15 protein-coding genes are annotated in these 15,601 nt (G+C 69.2%); 2 read left to right on the forward strand and 13 right to left on the reverse strand.

Annotated elements, in window-relative coordinates:
• Positions 1-69 precede the first annotated feature (69 nt).
• The 3 genes from H7F49_RS00575 to H7F49_RS00585 all read right to left on the reverse strand — a co-directional run bounded on the left by H7F49_RS00575 (position 70) and on the right by H7F49_RS00585 (position 2,949).
• Positions 70-321, reverse strand: coding sequence for a hypothetical protein (locus H7F49_RS00575; RefSeq protein WP_185681612.1), 252 nt, complete (start codon positions 319-321; stop codon positions 70-72).
• Between the two features lie 68 nt (positions 322-389).
• Complete coding sequence (locus H7F49_RS00580) at positions 390-617, reverse strand: hypothetical protein (RefSeq protein WP_185681613.1); 228 nt, start codon at positions 615-617, stop codon at positions 390-392.
• Between the two features lie 112 nt (positions 618-729).
• Positions 730-2,949, reverse strand: a complete 2,220-nt coding sequence (locus H7F49_RS00585; RefSeq protein ID WP_185681614.1) for an SDR family oxidoreductase — start codon at positions 2,947-2,949, stop codon at positions 730-732.
• Positions 2,950-3,042: 93 nt separating this feature from the next.
• Between H7F49_RS00585 and glf the strand changes: the two genes are divergently transcribed.
• Together glf and H7F49_RS00595 are read left to right on the forward strand one after the other, a co-directional pair.
• Positions 3,043-5,505: a UDP-galactopyranose mutase gene (glf, locus tag H7F49_RS00590; RefSeq protein WP_235981499.1), complete on the forward strand. Its 2,463-nt coding sequence runs from the start codon at positions 3,043-3,045 to the stop codon at positions 5,503-5,505.
• A gap of 155 nt (positions 5,506-5,660) precedes the next feature.
• Complete coding sequence (locus H7F49_RS00595) at positions 5,661-5,810, forward strand: hypothetical protein (protein ID WP_185681615.1); 150 nt, start codon at positions 5,661-5,663, stop codon at positions 5,808-5,810.
• 6 nt (positions 5,811-5,816) lie between these two features.
• Here the strand turns inward: H7F49_RS00595 and H7F49_RS00600 are convergent, their stop codons facing one another.
• The 10 genes from H7F49_RS00600 to H7F49_RS00645 all read right to left on the reverse strand — a co-directional run bounded on the left by H7F49_RS00600 (position 5,817) and on the right by H7F49_RS00645 (position 15,437).
• Entirely contained in the window at positions 5,817-7,151 is a 1,335-nt protein-coding gene (locus tag H7F49_RS00600; RefSeq protein WP_214647586.1) for a glycoside hydrolase family 1 protein, read from the reverse strand.
• Positions 7,152-7,227: 76 nt separating this feature from the next.
• Positions 7,228-8,307 carry a phosphotransferase gene (locus H7F49_RS00605; protein WP_185681616.1) on the reverse strand — a complete coding sequence of 360 codons (1,080 nt, stop codon included), beginning with the start codon at positions 8,305-8,307 and terminating at the stop codon, positions 7,228-7,230.
• A 16-nt stretch (positions 8,308-8,323) separates the two neighbouring features.
• Positions 8,324-9,493 carry an acyl-CoA dehydrogenase family protein gene (locus H7F49_RS00610; RefSeq protein ID WP_185681617.1) on the reverse strand — a complete coding sequence of 390 codons (1,170 nt, stop codon included), beginning with the start codon at positions 9,491-9,493 and terminating at the stop codon, positions 8,324-8,326.
• Between the two features lie 64 nt (positions 9,494-9,557).
• The gene (locus H7F49_RS00615) at positions 9,558-10,565 is read right to left on the reverse strand and encodes an NADP-dependent oxidoreductase (protein WP_185681618.1); all 1,008 of its coding nucleotides are present in this window, start codon (positions 10,563-10,565) and stop codon (positions 9,558-9,560) included.
• A 139-nt stretch (positions 10,566-10,704) separates the two neighbouring features.
• Positions 10,705-11,055, reverse strand: coding sequence for a Rieske (2Fe-2S) protein (locus H7F49_RS00620; RefSeq protein WP_185681619.1), 351 nt, complete (start codon positions 11,053-11,055; stop codon positions 10,705-10,707).
• Between the two features lie 126 nt (positions 11,056-11,181).
• Complete coding sequence (locus H7F49_RS00625; protein WP_185681913.1) at positions 11,182-11,724, reverse strand: VOC family protein; 543 nt, start codon at positions 11,722-11,724, stop codon at positions 11,182-11,184.
• 192 nt (positions 11,725-11,916) lie between these two features.
• Entirely contained in the window at positions 11,917-12,831 is a 915-nt protein-coding gene (locus tag H7F49_RS00630) for an aldose 1-epimerase (protein ID WP_185681620.1), read from the reverse strand.
• Positions 12,824-14,077 carry a family 1 glycosylhydrolase gene (locus H7F49_RS00635; RefSeq protein WP_185681621.1) on the reverse strand — a complete coding sequence of 418 codons (1,254 nt, stop codon included), beginning with the start codon at positions 14,075-14,077 and terminating at the stop codon, positions 12,824-12,826. Before H7F49_RS00635 ends, H7F49_RS00630 begins: the two co-directional genes overlap by 8 nt.
• A 90-nt stretch (positions 14,078-14,167) precedes the next feature.
• Positions 14,168-14,647, reverse strand: a complete 480-nt coding sequence (gene ybaK / locus H7F49_RS00640; RefSeq protein WP_185681622.1) for a Cys-tRNA(Pro) deacylase — start codon at positions 14,645-14,647, stop codon at positions 14,168-14,170.
• 4 nt (positions 14,648-14,651) lie between these two features.
• Positions 14,652-15,437, reverse strand: a complete 786-nt coding sequence (locus H7F49_RS00645; protein ID WP_185681623.1) for an SDR family NAD(P)-dependent oxidoreductase — start codon at positions 15,435-15,437, stop codon at positions 14,652-14,654.
• Positions 15,438-15,601 lie beyond the last annotated feature (164 nt).

Consider the following 15,601-nt stretch of genomic DNA (forward strand, 5'->3'; position numbering starts at 1 on the left):
CGCAGCGTCACTTCAACCTTGGTGCCGCACCTAACCCGGCCCGGTTTGAGCGGACCCAGGTCGGCATGTTTAGGCCTGGTCCGCTCCGTCTGCCGGGTTCGCCAGCAGGCGCAGCAAGGGCGCGGCGACGAGCCGGTTCGCGCCATCCTCCAGGCTGGTCACCCAGGCGCGGGCTTCGGACAAGTGGACGATCCGGTAAGCGCCCCGCCCGACGATGGTCACCCGGTCCCCCGGTGCCAGCAACCGCCAGGCCTGCTCGCGCGCCCGGGCCGAGGCGGCGGCCGCGGAGGAGAGGGTCGAGGCGGGGCGGGAAAACAGCATGGCTACAGGGGTAACGCGGCTGGCGCCCATCGGTTCCCGGCACCGCGACGGTCCCCCGCCCGGGCCCCTCATGTCGGCGGCATGGGCTCCACCGCGCGCAGGCGGTCCAGCGGCACCAGCCCGTCCTGGCCATGGGTGAGGGGGCGGATCCAGGCCAGATCGGCGTGCACGTGCACGATCCGGAACACCGGTCCGTGATTGCGGCCGACCATCACGTGATCGCCCGTCCGCTTCGGCAGAGTGCAGCCGGGCTGAAGCGGAGCCTCGGCGGACAGGAGTTCGGTGAGCGTTTTCATGGCGGCAGGCCTATCCGGAGTGATCCCGAGTTTCCAACGAGATTCGCTCAAGACTGTCATCGATATCTCTATAAATCAATAATTTGCGACGAGCGGAGGGAACCTTTCCGGCTCAGGCGAGGGCCTGGGCGAACCGTGCGATGGCATGATCCAGCGCCGGCAGCGGTGCCCCCCGCTCGCTGCCCAGGGCACAGCGCATCGGTCGCGCCGCGGCCCAGCCGAGCTCGGCCCCGCTGACCTCCTCGACCAGCCCCGCATCCAGTCCGCAGGCGTCGGCCAGGCGCGCGGCAAAGCCTGCCCAACTGACCGCGCCGCCATTGGCCAGGTGCCAGAGCCCGTGTTCTCCATCGATCAGCAGGTCGAGCACGCCGTGGCACAGGTCGGGGACATAGGTGGGGGAGACCACGCAGCCGGCCGCACGCACGGGGTGCCCCCGGCGGAGGCGATCCAGCGCATGGACCGCGAAGTTGTGCCGGTCGTCCGGCGAGAAGAAGGCGGCAGTGCGGATCACCAGATGGCGCCCGCCCAGCGCGAGCACGCCCCGTTCCATCGCCGACTTGCTGCGCCCATAGACGTTGAGCGGGGCGGGCAGGTCGCTCTCGACCAGCCACTCGGCTCCGCTCTCGCCGAACACCAGATCGCTCGAGAAGCCCACACTCGGCAGGCCCAGCTCCTCGCAGGCGGTGGCAAGGGCGATCGCTCCGGCGGCATTGGCTGCCATGCAATGGTCCGGTTGGTCCTCGGCGGCGTCGACCCGCACCCAGCCCGCGGCATTGATCACCCCCCAGGGTTGGTGCCGGGCCAGCGCGGCGCGGATGCCGGCCGGATGGGCGAGATCAAGCTGATCGCGGCCGACCAGCCGGCAGGGCAAGTCGCGCAGGGCGCAGGCCCGGGCGAACGCCTGGCCCAGCGTGCCGGTGGCGCCCAGGATGAGCAATGGCCCGGTGCCGGGTGCCGGTCGGGCATGGGCCCGATGCCCGGTCATCGCCACAGCGTGCCGCGCCGGGGCATGAAGCAGGCGCAGCGGGCGTTGCCACCAGCCCGAACCGGTCAGGACCGGCGCTGGCGCTTCGGGCGAGAGGCGGCCCAGCAGCTGCCCGACCGCGGTGATCCGCGGCGGGTCGGTGCGCGCGTCCCAGGCCCCCGGCTCGTAGACCCCGGGGCCGGTCAGCAGCGTATTCCAGCCCTGGCTGCCGAACAGGGCCCAGGCGGTCATGGCGCGCAGGTCCATCCCTTCGTCCCGGAGGCTCCGGCAGGTGTCCCAGGCCTGCGCGATCCACCGCACCTGTTCCTCGCGGGTGCAGCCGTTGTGCACTTCGGTGACGGCCAGGGGCCGGCCATAGCGCGCCCAGGCTTCGCGCAGGGCTCCGGCGAGTCCGTCCGGCACCGGGTCCAGCACCCGCACCGCCGCGATGTCGGCATAGGCATCATGCCCGTTCCCGCCGACCGTCTCGCGCGGGTAGTGACGCACGCGGTGATCGAGGAACCGATCGCTGGTCAGATAGTGATTCACCCCGATCACGTCGGGCGGGCAGGGCTGATCGCGGATCCGTTCGAGCCGGTCGCGCAAGCCCAGTACGGCCAGTCGCGGCCACAGGGGATGGTCCGGGCCGACCAGACCGCACAAAAGGTCCCAGGTCAGCCAGCGCCGGGTGTTGTCGAACGCGGCCTGCTCGGCCAGCCGGGCCGTGGCCCAGGTCCGGCCGAGATCGTCGGTCTGGATCAACCGGGCCCGCGGGTTGACCGCGCGGATCGCCGCCATGGCCAGCCGCACCGCGTCGATCTGGTTGAGCAGCGCGATCCAGCAGGCGCGCTCATCCCGCAGGTGCGGATACCAATGGCCATAGAGCGCGCTGAACCGGGCGGTGGTCAGGGGTTCGTTGACCGGGGTCCAGTCCTCGATCCACGGATAGCGCTGCGCCGCCGCCGCGGCATGGGCGGCCAGACCGGGCGCAAAGCTGTCCTCCAGCAGCGTGGTGTAGGCCGGGCCGCTGCCATGATGGACCAGTCCGGCGATGGGGCGCACCCCCAGCGCACGCAACCGGCCGAGCCGCGCGTCGCTCCAGCGCCAGTCACGCTCGGCGGGGTCGCGCGGGGCGACCCGTTCCCACAGCAGGGGAAAGCGCAAGGCGCGGATGCCCAGTGCCGCCAGCCGGTCGAGATCGTCGGGCCGGTGATGGTGGCCGGTCAGGCGCGACTGATCGCGATAGCCTTCGCGGGTGCGGTTCACCGTGCACTCGGCGCCGCCCCACAGTTCCAGCGGCGGGCGGCCCGAGGGGCTGAGCGACCCCCTGGCCAAAGGTGCGCCCGCAGGCGTCGCGTCGTGGAACATGCCGATCCTAACCTGTTGTTGAAACAGGCATTGGAACCAGTTCGGCGCACGACGGGTTCCCCTTTCGTTATCCCGAACATGGAGGAATCCTGGATGGAAGGCTCAGCCGCCATCACCGGCGCGCTTGTCGGCGCGGCCCCTGCGGCCGACTCAACCGGCACGCTTGTCTGCTTCAGTCACCTGCGTTGGGACTTCGTGTTCCAACGGCCCCAGCATCTGATGACGCGGTTCGCCCGGTCCATGGCGGTGCTGTTCTGGGAAGAGCCGCGCCTGATCGCGGGGCTGCACCAGCCCCGCCTCGACCGGCGGACCTGCCCCCTCAGCGGCGTGGAGGTGGCCACGCCCGAACTGCCTGCCGGGCTCGACGATCCGTCCGCCTGCGCCATGCTGCGCGATTTGCTGGACGCCGCGCTGACGGAGCGCGGTGCGGCTGATGAACCGCTCACGACCCAAGGACCCCTCACGACCCGAGGATCCCTGACGACCTGGTACTACACGCCGATGATGCTGCCGTTCTCGGCCCATCTCGCGGCCGACTGCGTGGTCTATGACTGCATGGACGAGCTGGCCAACTTCCGCTTTGCCCCGCCGCTGCTGCTGGAGAACGAGGCCCGCCTGTTTGATCTGGCCGATCTGGTGTTCACCGGTGGCTACAGCCTTTACGAGGCCAAGCGTAACCGGCACCCGAAGGTCTATCCCTTCCCCTCCAGCGTCGATCGGGCCCACTTCGCCGTGGCCCGCGACGGTGCCGTGGCGGAGCCGTCCGATCAGGCCGGGCTGCCGCGGCCGCGGCTGGGCTTCTACGGGGTGATCGACGAGCGGATCGATCTCGATCTGCTCGCCGCCCTGGCCGACGCCCGGCCCGACTGGTCGCTGGTGATGGTCGGTCCGGTGGTCAAGATCAGTCCCGAGGACCTGCCACAGCGGCCCAACCTCCATTATCTGGGGGGCAAGGACTATGCCGAGCTGCCGGCCTACCTGGCCGGCTGGGACGTGGCGCTGATGCCCTTCGCCATCAACGAATCGACCCGGTTCATCAGCCCGACCAAGACCCCCGAATACCTCGCGGCCGGGCGTCCTGTTGTGTCGACGCCGGTGACCGACGTGGTGCGCCACTATGGCGGCATGACCGGGGTGTGGATCGCCGGAGCGCTCGACGGTTTCGTCCGGGGCTGCGAGGCCGCGCTGGCGATCCGCGCCACGCCCGACTGGCTGGCCGAGGCGGACCGCTTCCTGGCCGGGACACAGTGGGACGATACGGCCGGGCGGATGCTCGGACTGATCGAGGACGAGCTGAGCCGCGAACACGCGGTCCATCCGATCGGGGCACCGACGGTGTGGCCGGTGCCGCCACGGTCGACCTTGCAGGGACCGGCCTACGACGTGATGGTGGTGGGCGCGGGGTTTGCCGGTGCGGTCATGGCCGAACGGCTGGCCAGCCAGGCCGGCAAGCGCGTGCTGGTGGTCGACCGGCGGCCCCATGTCGCGGGCAATGCCTATGACTGCCGGGACGCGGCCGGGCTGCTGATCCACCAGTACGGCCCGCACATCTTCCACACCAACAGCGCCGACGTGTTCGATTACCTGTCGCGGTTCACCGAATGGCGGCCTTACGAGCATCGGGTACTGGCCAGCGTGGGTGACCGGCTGGTCCCGATCCCGATCAACCGCACCACGATCAACGCGCTCTACGGCCTGTCGCTCGACACGGACGAGGCCGCCGCCGCATTCCTCGCCTCGCGCGCGGAGCCGGTCAGCGTGGTGCGGACCTCGGAGGATGTGGTGATCTCGGCGGTGGGACGCGAACTCTACGAGACCTTCTTCCGCGGCTACACCCGCAAGCAGTGGGGACTCGACCCGAGCGAGCTCGACAAGTCGGTCACTTCGCGCGTGCCGACCCGCACCAACACCGATCCGCGCTATTTCAGTGACAAGTTCCAGGCCATGCCGGCCGAGGGCTACACGCGGATGTTCGAACGCATGCTCGATCATCCGAACATCGATCTGCTGCTCGGCACCGACTATGCCGAGGCGCGGGCGGCCTATCCGCACCGGCACCTGGTGTTCACCGGCCCGATCGACGAGTACTTCGGCCACCGGTACGGCAAGCTGCCTTACCGCTCGCTGCGCTTCGAGCACGAGACGCTGGCGCAGGAGTGGCTCCAGCCGGTGGCCGTGGTGAACTATCCCGACGAGGCGGTGCCCTACACCCGGATCACCGAGTACAAGCACCTGACCGGCGAACCGCACCCGCGCACCAGCATCACCCGCGAATACCCGCAGGCCGAGGGCGATCCCTACTATCCGGTCCCGCGCGAGGAGAACCAGGCGCTGTTCAAGCGCTATGAGGCCCTGGCGCGCGAGGAGAGCGGCGTCACCTTCGTCGGGCGGCTCGCCACGTACCGCTACTACAACATGGACCAGATCGTCGGCCAGGCCCTGGCCACCTTCCGCAAGACCTTCGCCGCGCCGGACAGGGCGGTCGCCCCGGTCGGCCGGACGCCGTCGGCCACGGCGGTCACCACGACCAAGGGGGTGGCGGCTTCAGCGGCGTGAGCTGGAAGGCCATCCGCTTGTCCCGGGTGGTCTCCCGTCCTATGAGGGGGGCAGGAATATGTGCTGCGCCGGGTTTACGCGACATGCCCTTAAAGCCCCTGATCGCTCGTCTGCGGCCGGATGTGTCAGCCGGTCCGATCGTCCTTGAAGCCTTCTTGCTGGGACCAGTCGTGATCGTTGCCACTCACAGCCTGTTGGCGATGATGGGATTCCCCCCTGTCGCAAGGCTGGCCGTGAATGGCCTGCTGGTGGCGGGATTGGCCGGGTTTTATGCCCGGGCCGCAGCGCGCGCCCCGCAGACCTAGGGTCATTCACCCGAACGGATTGTCCGGCATGTCCTCCGGCCGCTGCGCATAGTAGCGGTGGATCATCTCGCGGCGGCGCTGGGCCATCGGTTCGTGGTACTCGCTGGGCAGGACGATCGGCAGCAGCAGGCAGACGCTCTGCGCCGGGAGCAGGTGGCGCCAGTCGCGGATCAGTTGGCGGTAGGCCGCGCCGACCGGCCGCATCTGCCGGTCGACGTCATAGAGGCCGACCGGATTGACCGCAAAGCGCGGATCGCCGGCGGTCACGCGTCCGGACTCGGTCCAGCCGACCTGGTCGATCAGCGGGAACCAGGTGAAGCCGACCAGCGGCACGCCGTTGTTGCGGACGCGCAGGGCATTGGCCCATTCCTTCCACAGCCAGTGCACCGAGGCTTCGCCGTCGATTCCCTGCGGCACGCTGGTCTCGGTGTGCATCACCGGCAGGCGGTAGCGGTCATGGTACTGGACGACGATGTCGTCATAGCCCAGCGTCTCTCCGGCGGCCCGCTGACGCCCCCGTTCGTCCACCCGCCGTTCGTTGGCGGGGTAATAGTCGGTGCCCAGCACGCAATGGCGGCCCAGCCGGGTCTCCATGAACCAGCGGTATTCCTCGCGGGTCATGCCGTTGTCGAGCAGGAACTCGTAGATCCCCGAATCCACCCGGTGGCCATAGATCAGGTCCAGCGCCAGGAAGCGCAGCGCGTTGAGCGTTTCGGCCTGGCCGATCGCTGCCGGGCTGTCGGCATGGACATAGGCGGCGCGTTCGCTCTGGATGAAGATCGCATCGGGGCGCACCTCGAGGATCGCGATCATCGCCATCACGCAGGCGGCGCACAGATGCTTGATCGCTGTCACGAAGCTGCGCTCGTCACGGCGCGCCTCGTTCAGCAGCCCCAGCCGGGCCGAGGCGAAGGCGGTGACGAAGATCGTGCTGACCGGCGAATAAAGCTGCACCCAGGGATAACGCTCGGCGAAAGCCCGGGCATAGCGGGCGAAGAGACGGGGCATGTCCGGGTTCTGGAAGTCGCCCAGCCAGTCGGGCACGCCCAGCCGGCACAGATCGGCGATGGGCACGATGTTGTACTGGTACATCCGCTGCAGCACGGCATCGGCATGGCCCCAATCGTACTGCCCCTCGGCCAGCCACGCGCGGTGGACCGGCGGGCCGAAGCGCAGATAGCGCGTCCCCAGGTCCTTCACCAGATCGACGTCGCCGGCCCAGCGGTCATAGTGCCCGGTCAGCTCCATCTGGTCATGCCGACGGCCACCGATGCGCGGCGCGGACGAATCGATCCCGGTGGCGAACATGAAGAACGGATTGAACGGCGGGTTCGACGACACGGCGGGCTCCCCGCAGGAGCCGCCGGTGCGGGGCCTGCCAAGGGGCAACCGGTGCGCCCCCGGCAGGTTCCGCGCCTCACCCCCAGGCGATGCACTCCATCATCGCGGTGCGGGCCAGCGCGGCGAGCTGCGGGAAGGCCTCGGCCCGCTCGCGGGCCTGGGCATTGGCGGCCGTGCCGCGCAGCACCCGGCCCTTGATGCCGTGAAAGATCGCGGCCAGCCGGAACAGGTTGAAGGCCAGATAGAACGGAAAGTCGGGCAGGCCGTCGCGGCCGGTGCGCGCGCAGTAGGCCGCGACATAGGCCGCTTCGTCCGGGATGTTCAGCGCGGTCAGATCGGCCCCGCCCAGGCCCGGCACGATATCGGGCGGGATGCGGTACATCATGGCGTGATAGGCGAAGTCGGCCAGCGGATGGCCCAGGGTGGACAGCTCCCAGTCGAGCACGGCCAGCACCCGTGGCTCGGTCGGGTGGAAGATCATGTTGTCGCAGCGGAAGTCGCCGTGGACCACGCTGGTGTCCTCGCCCGGGGGGATCGCGCCGGGCAGCCATTCGACCAGCGCGTCCATGTCGGCATTGCGCCCGGCGAGCGCGTCGGCGAGGTACTGCTTGGACCAGCGCCCGATCTGCCGGGCGAAGTAATTGCCCGGCTTGCCATAGTCGGCCAGCCCGATCGCCGCCGGATCGAGCTGGTGCAGCGCGGCCAGCGTGGCGTTCATCGCGTCGAAATAGGCCGGCCGATCCTCGCGCGGGACGCCGGGGAAGGTCGCGTCCCAGAACACCCGGCCCTCGACCATGTCCATCACGTAGAAGTCGGTGCCGATCACCCCGGGATCGTCACAGAACCCGTGGACCCGCGCGACCGGGAAACCCGCCCCGCCCAGCGCGGTCAGGACGCGGGCCTCGCGGTCCATCGCGTGGGCGCCGGGCAGCAGCTCGCCCGGCGGCTTGCGGCGCAGGACATAGGCGCGGGCCGGCGTGATCAGCTTGTACGTGGGGTTCGATTGCCCGCCACGGAACTGCTCGACCGTCAGCGGTCCGGCATAGCCCTCGACATGGCGCGCCAGCCAGTCGGCCAGGGCCACCTCGTCGATGGCATAGCCGGGGCGGACCGCGGTCGTGCCCGAGTTGGCGGCGGCAAGGTCATCGGCGTTCATCGTCGTCACGCTCCGTTCAGGCTTGCGCCGTCTTCCAGTCGCGCTTGATCTTCTTCGCCAGGCTCCACTTGTGGACCTCGGTCGGGCCGTCATAGATGCGGAAGGCGCGGATCTCGCGGAACACGGTTTCGACGATGGTCTTGCCGGTCACTCCGGTCCCGCCCATCACCTGCACGCAGTTGTCGGCCACGGTCATCAGCGCCTCGGACACGGCAACCTTGGTCATGCTGCTTTCGACCGTGCCGAGATCGCCGGTGTCGAGCACGCCGGCGCACCAGTCGATCATCAGCTCGCACTGCTGCAGCAGGATCTTGTTCTCGGCCAGCTTGAAGCCCACGCCCTCGTGATCGATCAGCACCTTGCCGAAGGCCTCGCGGCGGCAGGCATAGTCGGTGGCGATCTCCTGCGCGCGCTGGCAGGCGCCCAGCCAGCGCATGCAGTGCGACAGGCGCGCGGGGGAGAGGCGCACCTGGGCGTACTTGAACCCCTCGCCCGCCTTGCCCAGCATCTGGTCGGCAGGGATGCGCAGGTTCTCGATCGCCAGGGTGGCGTGACCGCCGGGCATCGAGCTGTCGATGGTGTTGGGAATATGCTTGATGCGGATCGCCGGGTCGGGCAGGTCGACCAGGAACATGCAGGCCCCTTCCTCGGCCCGGGCCATGACGATCCCGATCGTCGCCCCCTCGAACCCGGTGATGAAGCACTTGCGCCCGTTGACCACCCAGTGGTTGCCATCGCGGCGGCAGGTGGTCTTGAGCATCGAGGGATCGGCCCCGGCGCCGCCGTCCTCCCACGGTTCGGTCATCAGGAAGGCCGACCGCGCCCGGCCATCGTGCATCTGCGGAAGGAACCGCGCCTTCAGTTCGGGCGAGCCGACATGCGCGATCAGGTACATGTTGCCCTCGTCCGGGGCATTGGTGTTGCAGGCCAGTGAGCCGAGCGGGGTCAGTCCGGACCGGGTGAGCAGCACCGCGGTCTCGCGCTGGCTGCGGTGCGAACCGTCCGGGCGGATGTGCGGGGTCAGCACGCCGGCGGCGCGGGCCTTGTCGCGCAGTTCCTGGACCAGCGCGTCGGTCGGGGCCCCGTGGGCATCCCGGCGGGGGTCGTGCTCGTGCGGGAACACCACCTCGCGGACGAAGGCTTCGACGCGGTCGGCAAGGTCCAGGACTTCGGCTGAGATCGTCATATCGGTTCCGTCTCGGGGGTTGCAGCGGGCCGCTAACGGGGGGCGGGGGATCGGAGAGCGGGGATCAGGCGATCTTCAGCACCAGCTTGCCGGTGTTGGCGCCGGTGAACAGGCGCATGAAGGCGGCATAGGCGTTCTCCAGCCCCTCCTGGATGTCCTCGTCGATGCGCAGCCGCCCTTCGGCCATCCACTGGGCCATCACCGCCCCCGCCTCGGCAAAGCGCGGGGCATAGTCGAGCACCAGATAGCCATAGAGCGTGGCCTGCTGGGTCAGGATCGGCCACAGGTTGCGGACGCCGTACTTCTCGGTCAGGTTGTATTCGCTGATCAGCCCGCACAGCACGATCCGGGCATACTTGGCCAGGTTCAGCATCTCGGCGTCCATCACCGTCCCGCCGACATTCTCGAACACGATGTTCACGCCCCCGGGTGCGGCCCGGCGAATTTCGGCGGACAGTTCGCGGACCGACTTGCCCTTGTAGTCGATCGCCACGTCATAGCCGTAATCCTCGATCAGCCGGCGGCACTTCTCGGGGCCGCCGGCGATGCCGATGGTGCGGCAACCGACGATCTTGCCGATCTGGCCGACCGCCGAACCAACCGCCCCGGCCGCGCCCGAAACCAGCAGGACCTCGCCGGGCTGGGGCTTGGCCACGTCGAGCAGGCCGAAGTAGCCGGTCAGGCCGACCGCCCCCATCGCCGAGAGGAACAGCGAGGGTGAGGGGACCTGGGTGATGTCAAGCTTCATCGTGAAGGCGCCCGGATGGCAGGCCGAGTAGTCCTCGATCCCGTTCAGCCCCATCACCCAGTCACCCGGCTGGAACTGCGGGTTGTCCGAAGCGTGGACCACGCCCACCGTGGAGGCGCGCACCGGATCGCCCAGCGCGATGGGTGGCATGTAGCTGGGGACATCGTCCATCCAGCCCCGCTGCGCCGGATCGAGCGAGCAGTAATGGTTGCGCACCACCAGCCCGCCGGCAGGCACGGCCGGGATCGGCTGTTCGACCAGGCTGAAGTCCTCGGGGACCGGCGTGCCATGGGGGCGGCGGGTCAGCAGGAAGCGGCGGTTCATCGGTTTGGATCCTCTCTCCATCCGGGCGCCCGATCGTCCGGCGGACGGCCCGGGATGACCATAGCCGGACGCCGGACAATGTCACCGGGGCGAATGCGCCGGTCGGCCAGGGCGGCTTCGGCGCCCGGCGTCGCGCGGGTCAGAGCCCCACCGGCCGCTCGTCCATGCCGGGCGGGGCATCGGGCACGGCCACCTCGATGGTCCCCGCGACGATACGCACCGGAAAGGTCCGCAGGTCCTTGTAGGCGGCGCCCAGACAACGGCCGGTGGCCACGTCGAAGCGGGCCCCGTGCAGCGGGCACATCACCGCGCCGCGACGGATCCGGCCAGCCGAAAGCAGCGCCGCCTGATGGGTGCAGCGATCGTTGACGGCGTGTAAGCCATCCTCGGTCCGCGCCACCAGCACGTGCCAGCCGCCAAGCACGGCCGTGGCCTTGCCCTCGGCGGGAAAGTCGGTTTCGGTGATCACAGAGTGCCAGGTTTCGCTCACGGGGTCCTCGGGTTTGGCAGGTTGGCGGCGCGATCGGTCATCGCGGCGGCAGGTTGTCACAGAGATATGGTCAAGGCGATATCGTCAAAGCGACCGCTTCAGAGCGACATCTCCGGGGTGACCTCCTCAGAGCGAGAGGGGGATCAGCACATCTCCCCCCTGCCAGTTGCGCGCGGCCTCGGCAATCATGCGGTAAAAGCCGGTCAGGGCGCGGGTCGGGGCATAGAGCTCGGTCATATGGCCCAGCGCCGCGCTGGTGTCGGCAAAGGCGAAGACGAGCCCGCCGGGCATCACCGAACGCTGCGCCAAGGGGCAACCCCGGTCGGCGAATTGCGCCGCCGCGGCATCGACATCGTCGACGAACACCGCGACGTGGTGCAGGCCCCAGCGGCCCGAACCGGCCGGATAGAGATCGTGCAGCGCCGAGGGTCCGGGCTCGTCCTGCTGGACGAACTCGACCATCACCTCGCCCCATTGGCCATAGGCCGAGCTGTGCACGAAGGGCCGCTCCACCCCGCGATGCACCGAAGCGGCCAGCGCGATCCGGTCAGCGACAAAGAACGGCCCCGATCCGAACAGGCGGTGATGCGCCAGGGCGGCGGCGCGCACGTCGGGGCAGAAGTAGGCCACCTGGCGGATGGGCAGATTGAAGGGTCCGGCCGGGGGCATGGTCACGGCTCCGCCGCGGCCGACATGCCGCGTAAGGCGCTTTGGCTGCTGAACTTTCCCGGCATCCCCGTTCCCCATGGCGCTGTCGCCACACTGACGGAAATCGCCCGAACATCAAGGGCCCGCCCGAAAGTCCGGCTTGCCTGCCTACCTGCCTGCCGGCGGTTCCGGGGGCGGTGCGCGGAGTGCGCGTCAGGCGGGTTCCACCACCCAGCGGGCGTGCAGACTGCGGGTCTCGCCCGGCCCCAGCACGGCCAGGCCCAGGTCGGCCCACTGGGCTTCCGGAGCGTTGAGCGCGCCATTGGCGTGCTGCACCGGCTCCACCGCGAACAGGCCGCGCCCGGGCGGGGCATAGACTTGCAGGAAGCCGGTTCCGGGGGAGGTCAGGCGCAGCGCCGGGCCGGCCCCGCCCCAACGGATCAGCGCCGTCCCGGACCAGCCATCGAAGCCGTTGTCCAGGTCCTGGTCGCAGATCGCCCGATCGGAAAGATCGTAACGCCCCTCGGCAGGAACGTGCGCCAATGGCAGTACCGATGCGTCCACCGTCCAGACTCCACCGACGCGGGTGGCAAGCCGGGTGTCGGGATCGCAGGGGTGGAACGGATGCAGACCCAGGCCGCAAGGCATCGGTCGCTCGTCCAGATTGGTACAGGCCAGCACGACGTCGAGCCTGTCGGCCGCGAGGGTGAAGGTCTGCCGTGCCTCGTAGGCCCAGGGCCATTCGCCGGGTTCATGACGAAAGCGCAGTTCGGCGCTGGCCGCATCGCACTGGACCAGTTCCCACGGCACGCGCCAGCCTTGGCCATGCAGGGGGGAGGGGTCGTGAGCGATCGTTGGGGACAGCCGGATCGTCTCGCCGCGGAATTCGAAGCGGCCGCCGCGGATGCGATTGGCAAAGGGGACCAGGGGAAAGCAGGCACAGTCCAGCGCGCTGGCTGCGCCGCTGCCGGACTCGTCGGGGCCGGCCCCGCGCATCAGTGGCCGGCACGCACCGTCCTCCAGCCAGTCGAACCTCGCGATGCTACCGCCCAGTTCCGGCGCCAGCACCACCCGCAGGGGCCCCGCGGTCAGGATCACGCGAGTGGCCGCCACGCCGGCCTCAGGCATGGGCAGCCACTCCGCTCCGGCCGGCCTCGCCGATGTTCGCGATGTCATCCAGCGGAACCACCGGGACGGTCAGACAGATGGACTGGGTGGGCAGGACATCCTTCCAGGCGGCGATCAACTTGCGGTACTCCTCGCCCACCTTGCGGATCTTGCGATCTAGATCGTACAGACCCAGCGGATTGACGTTGCCCTTGCGCAGCCGGAGCGCACTGTCCCAATCGACCTGATCGGTCAACGAATACCAGGTGAAACCGACGATCGGCACGCCATCGTTGCGCACGCGCAGGACGTTGGCCCACTGCTTCCACAACCAGTCGGCGCTCTCCGTGCCCAGCGGCCCCTCGTTGAGATTGGTCTCGGTGTGCATCACCGGCAGCCCGTATCGCGCATGGTACTGCCGCGTGATCTCGTCATAGCCGAAGACCTCGCCCGAAGCGCAGGTCATGCCGTCAGCGGCCACGCGGTGCTCGTTGGTCTTGTAGTAATCGTTGCCCATGATGCAGTGGTGCTTCAGGCGGTTGTCGAGGAAGAAATGGTATTCCTCGCGGGTCATGCCGCCATCCATCAGGTATTCGTACATCTCGGAATCGACCGGACGCCCATAGTTCAGGTCCAGGCTGAGAAAGCGCTTCGAGTTGAGCAGCTCGGCCGGCCGGATCGCGGCCGGGCTCTCGGCGTGAAAGTACTCCGAACTCTCGCTCTGGATGAAGATCGCGTCGGGCCGGACCGTCAGGATCGCCCGCATCGCCAGGACATTGGCCTTCACGATGTGCTTGAGCGCGGTGACGAAGGCGCGGTCGCTCGCCAACTGCTCGTTCCACCATCCGTACTGGGCCGAAAAGGTCGCGCAGATGAACATCTCGTTGACCGGGGTGTAGAGCTGCACCCACGGAAACCGCGCCGCGAATTCGCGGCCATAGTGTCCGAACAGGACCGGAAAATCACCATTCTGGAAATTTCCTAGCCAGTCTGGCAAGCCAAAATGGCACAAATCGACGATCGGCACGATTCCCAACCGGCGCAGCTCGGCGAAGGTGGCATCGGCGAAATCCCAGTCGTAGCGCCCCGGTGCCAGCCACGTCGTGTGGATCGGGGGGCCATAGCGCAGATAGCCGATGCCCATCTCGTGACAGAGGGCGAAGTCCTCCCGCCAGCGCCGGTAGTGCCCGCAGGATTCCATCTCGTCGACCCGGGTGCGGCCGCCCTCGATGGTCGGGACACTGTTCTCGATCCCGGTGGAAAACATGAAGGTCGCGATCGCCGGTCTCCCGCCCGGCGCGCTCGGCCGGCCCCCAGCCAACCGGCCATGGCGGGGGCGGTTCCCGCGCCCCGCTCGTCAGTCGCGCGTGCTCACCGCCGCGCGCGTCGCGCCCAGGACGCGCTCAGCCTCCCCCGGGGACAAGTGGACCTGCAGCCCGCGCTGGCCGCCGTTCAGGAAAATCGCGTCCCAGTCGAACGCACTGGCGTCGATCACGGCGGGGATCCGGCGGGTCTGGCCGAAGGGGCTGATCCCGCCGACCTTGTAGCCCGAGATCCGCTCGGCATCGGCGGGCTTCATCATCGCGGCGGCCTTGGCTGCCAGTGCGGCGGCGACGCGCTTCAGGGCGACTTCCCCGTCGCTGGGGGCGAGCACGCAGGCCGGCTTGCCATCGGCCAGGACCATCAGGGTCTTGAACACCCGCGCCGGGTCCACCCCCAGCGCCTCGGCCGCAGCGAGGCCGATGCTGTCGGCGGCGGGATCATAGGCATAGGCGTGAACGGTGAAGGCCACGCCCGCCGTCTCGAGCGCCCGGGTCGCCCGGGTCACCTGGGCCATCGGCTCAGAGGCCCTGGCCGTCGTCGACCACCAGCGCGGTGCCGGTCACTCCGCGCGACAGGTCGGACGCGAGCCACAGCAGCGGCACGTCGAGTTCGCTGGCCTCCAGCAGGCGCTGCCGGTGGAAACGGGCGATGTGCTTCTGCCCGGCCTCGCTGTCGAACCAGGCGTCGTTGATCCCGGTGCGGATATAGCCGGGGCAGATCATGTTGACGTTGATCCCCTGCCGCACCCAGTCCCGCGCCATGACCTTGCCCATCTGCAGCACCCCGGCCTTGGTCGCGCTGTAGGCGGCCAGCCCGGGCTCGATCCCCAGGGCGGCGAGCGAGGCGGTGATGATCACGCGCCCGCGCCCATGCTGGGCCGAGCCCCCCGCGATCATCCGCCGCGCGCCCTCGCGCACGGTCAGGAACACCCCGCGCAGATTGATCGCCACGGTCTCGTCGAAGGCCGCGACCGACTGCCGGTCGATCGGGCCACCGTGCGAAATGCCGGCATTGGCAATCACGGTGTCCACTGTCCCGAACCGCGCCTCGGCGGCATCGAAGGCCGCGATCATCGAAGCTTCGTCGGCCACGTCGGTGGCAACCGCCAGGGCCTCGCCCCCGCCTGCGGTGATCTCGGCCATGATCGCCTCCAGGGCCTCGACCCGCCGGGCGCAGAGCACCACCTTCGCCCCCGCCAGCGCCAGCAGGCGGGCCCAGCGCGCGCCGATCCCCGAGGAGGCGCCGGTCAGCAAGGCAACCCGGCCGGACAGGTCGAAGGCGGGAATGGTCGGCAAGTCGGACATGGGCGGGCTCCGCGGCGGAATGGGTATGCAGGACGGGGTGGCGCCAAGCATGACCCGCGCGGGAAGCCGGCGCAAGGTGCCTCGACGCGGCCCGAACAGCTGGGCTATGGCGCTGGGAAAGGATCGCGCCGTGCCCCCCGGGACGGCCGCACAGCATGGGAGAC

Origin of the sequence: Novosphingobium aerophilum, from assembly GCF_014230305.1 — a bacterium.
GTDB lineage: Bacteria > Pseudomonadota > Alphaproteobacteria > Sphingomonadales > Sphingomonadaceae > Novosphingobium > Novosphingobium aerophilum.

What these genes read in the sequence shown, in the direction of transcription:
- H7F49_RS00575 (WP_185681612.1), bottom strand. Translation starts at nt 321, where the DNA reads ATGCTGTTTTCCCGCCCCGCCTCGACCCTCTCCTCCGCGGCCGCCGCC.
- H7F49_RS00580 (WP_185681613.1), bottom strand. Translation starts at nt 617, where the DNA reads ATGAAAACGCTCACCGAACTCCTGTCCGCCGAGGCTCCGCTTCAGCCC.
- H7F49_RS00585 (WP_185681614.1), bottom strand. Translation starts at nt 2,949, where the DNA reads ATGTTCCACGACGCGACGCCTGCGGGCGCACCTTTGGCCAGGGGGTCG.
- glf (WP_235981499.1), top strand. Translation starts at nt 3,043, where the DNA reads ATGGAAGGCTCAGCCGCCATCACCGGCGCGCTTGTCGGCGCGGCCCCT.
- H7F49_RS00605 (WP_185681616.1), bottom strand. Translation starts at nt 8,307, where the DNA reads ATGAACGCCGATGACCTTGCCGCCGCCAACTCGGGCACGACCGCGGTC.
- H7F49_RS00610 (WP_185681617.1), bottom strand. Translation starts at nt 9,493, where the DNA reads ATGACGATCTCAGCCGAAGTCCTGGACCTTGCCGACCGCGTCGAAGCC.
- H7F49_RS00615 (WP_185681618.1), bottom strand. Translation starts at nt 10,565, where the DNA reads ATGAACCGCCGCTTCCTGCTGACCCGCCGCCCCCATGGCACGCCGGTC.
- H7F49_RS00625 (WP_185681913.1), bottom strand. Translation starts at nt 11,724, where the DNA reads ATGCCCCCGGCCGGACCCTTCAATCTGCCCATCCGCCAGGTGGCCTAC.
- H7F49_RS00630 (WP_185681620.1), bottom strand. Translation starts at nt 12,831, where the DNA reads ATGCCTGAGGCCGGCGTGGCGGCCACTCGCGTGATCCTGACCGCGGGG.
- H7F49_RS00635 (WP_185681621.1), bottom strand. Translation starts at nt 14,077, where the DNA reads ATGTTTTCCACCGGGATCGAGAACAGTGTCCCGACCATCGAGGGCGGC.
- ybaK (WP_185681622.1), bottom strand. Translation starts at nt 14,647, where the DNA reads ATGGCCCAGGTGACCCGGGCGACCCGGGCGCTCGAGACGGCGGGCGTG.
- H7F49_RS00645 (WP_185681623.1), bottom strand. Translation starts at nt 15,437, where the DNA reads ATGTCCGACTTGCCGACCATTCCCGCCTTCGACCTGTCCGGCCGGGTT.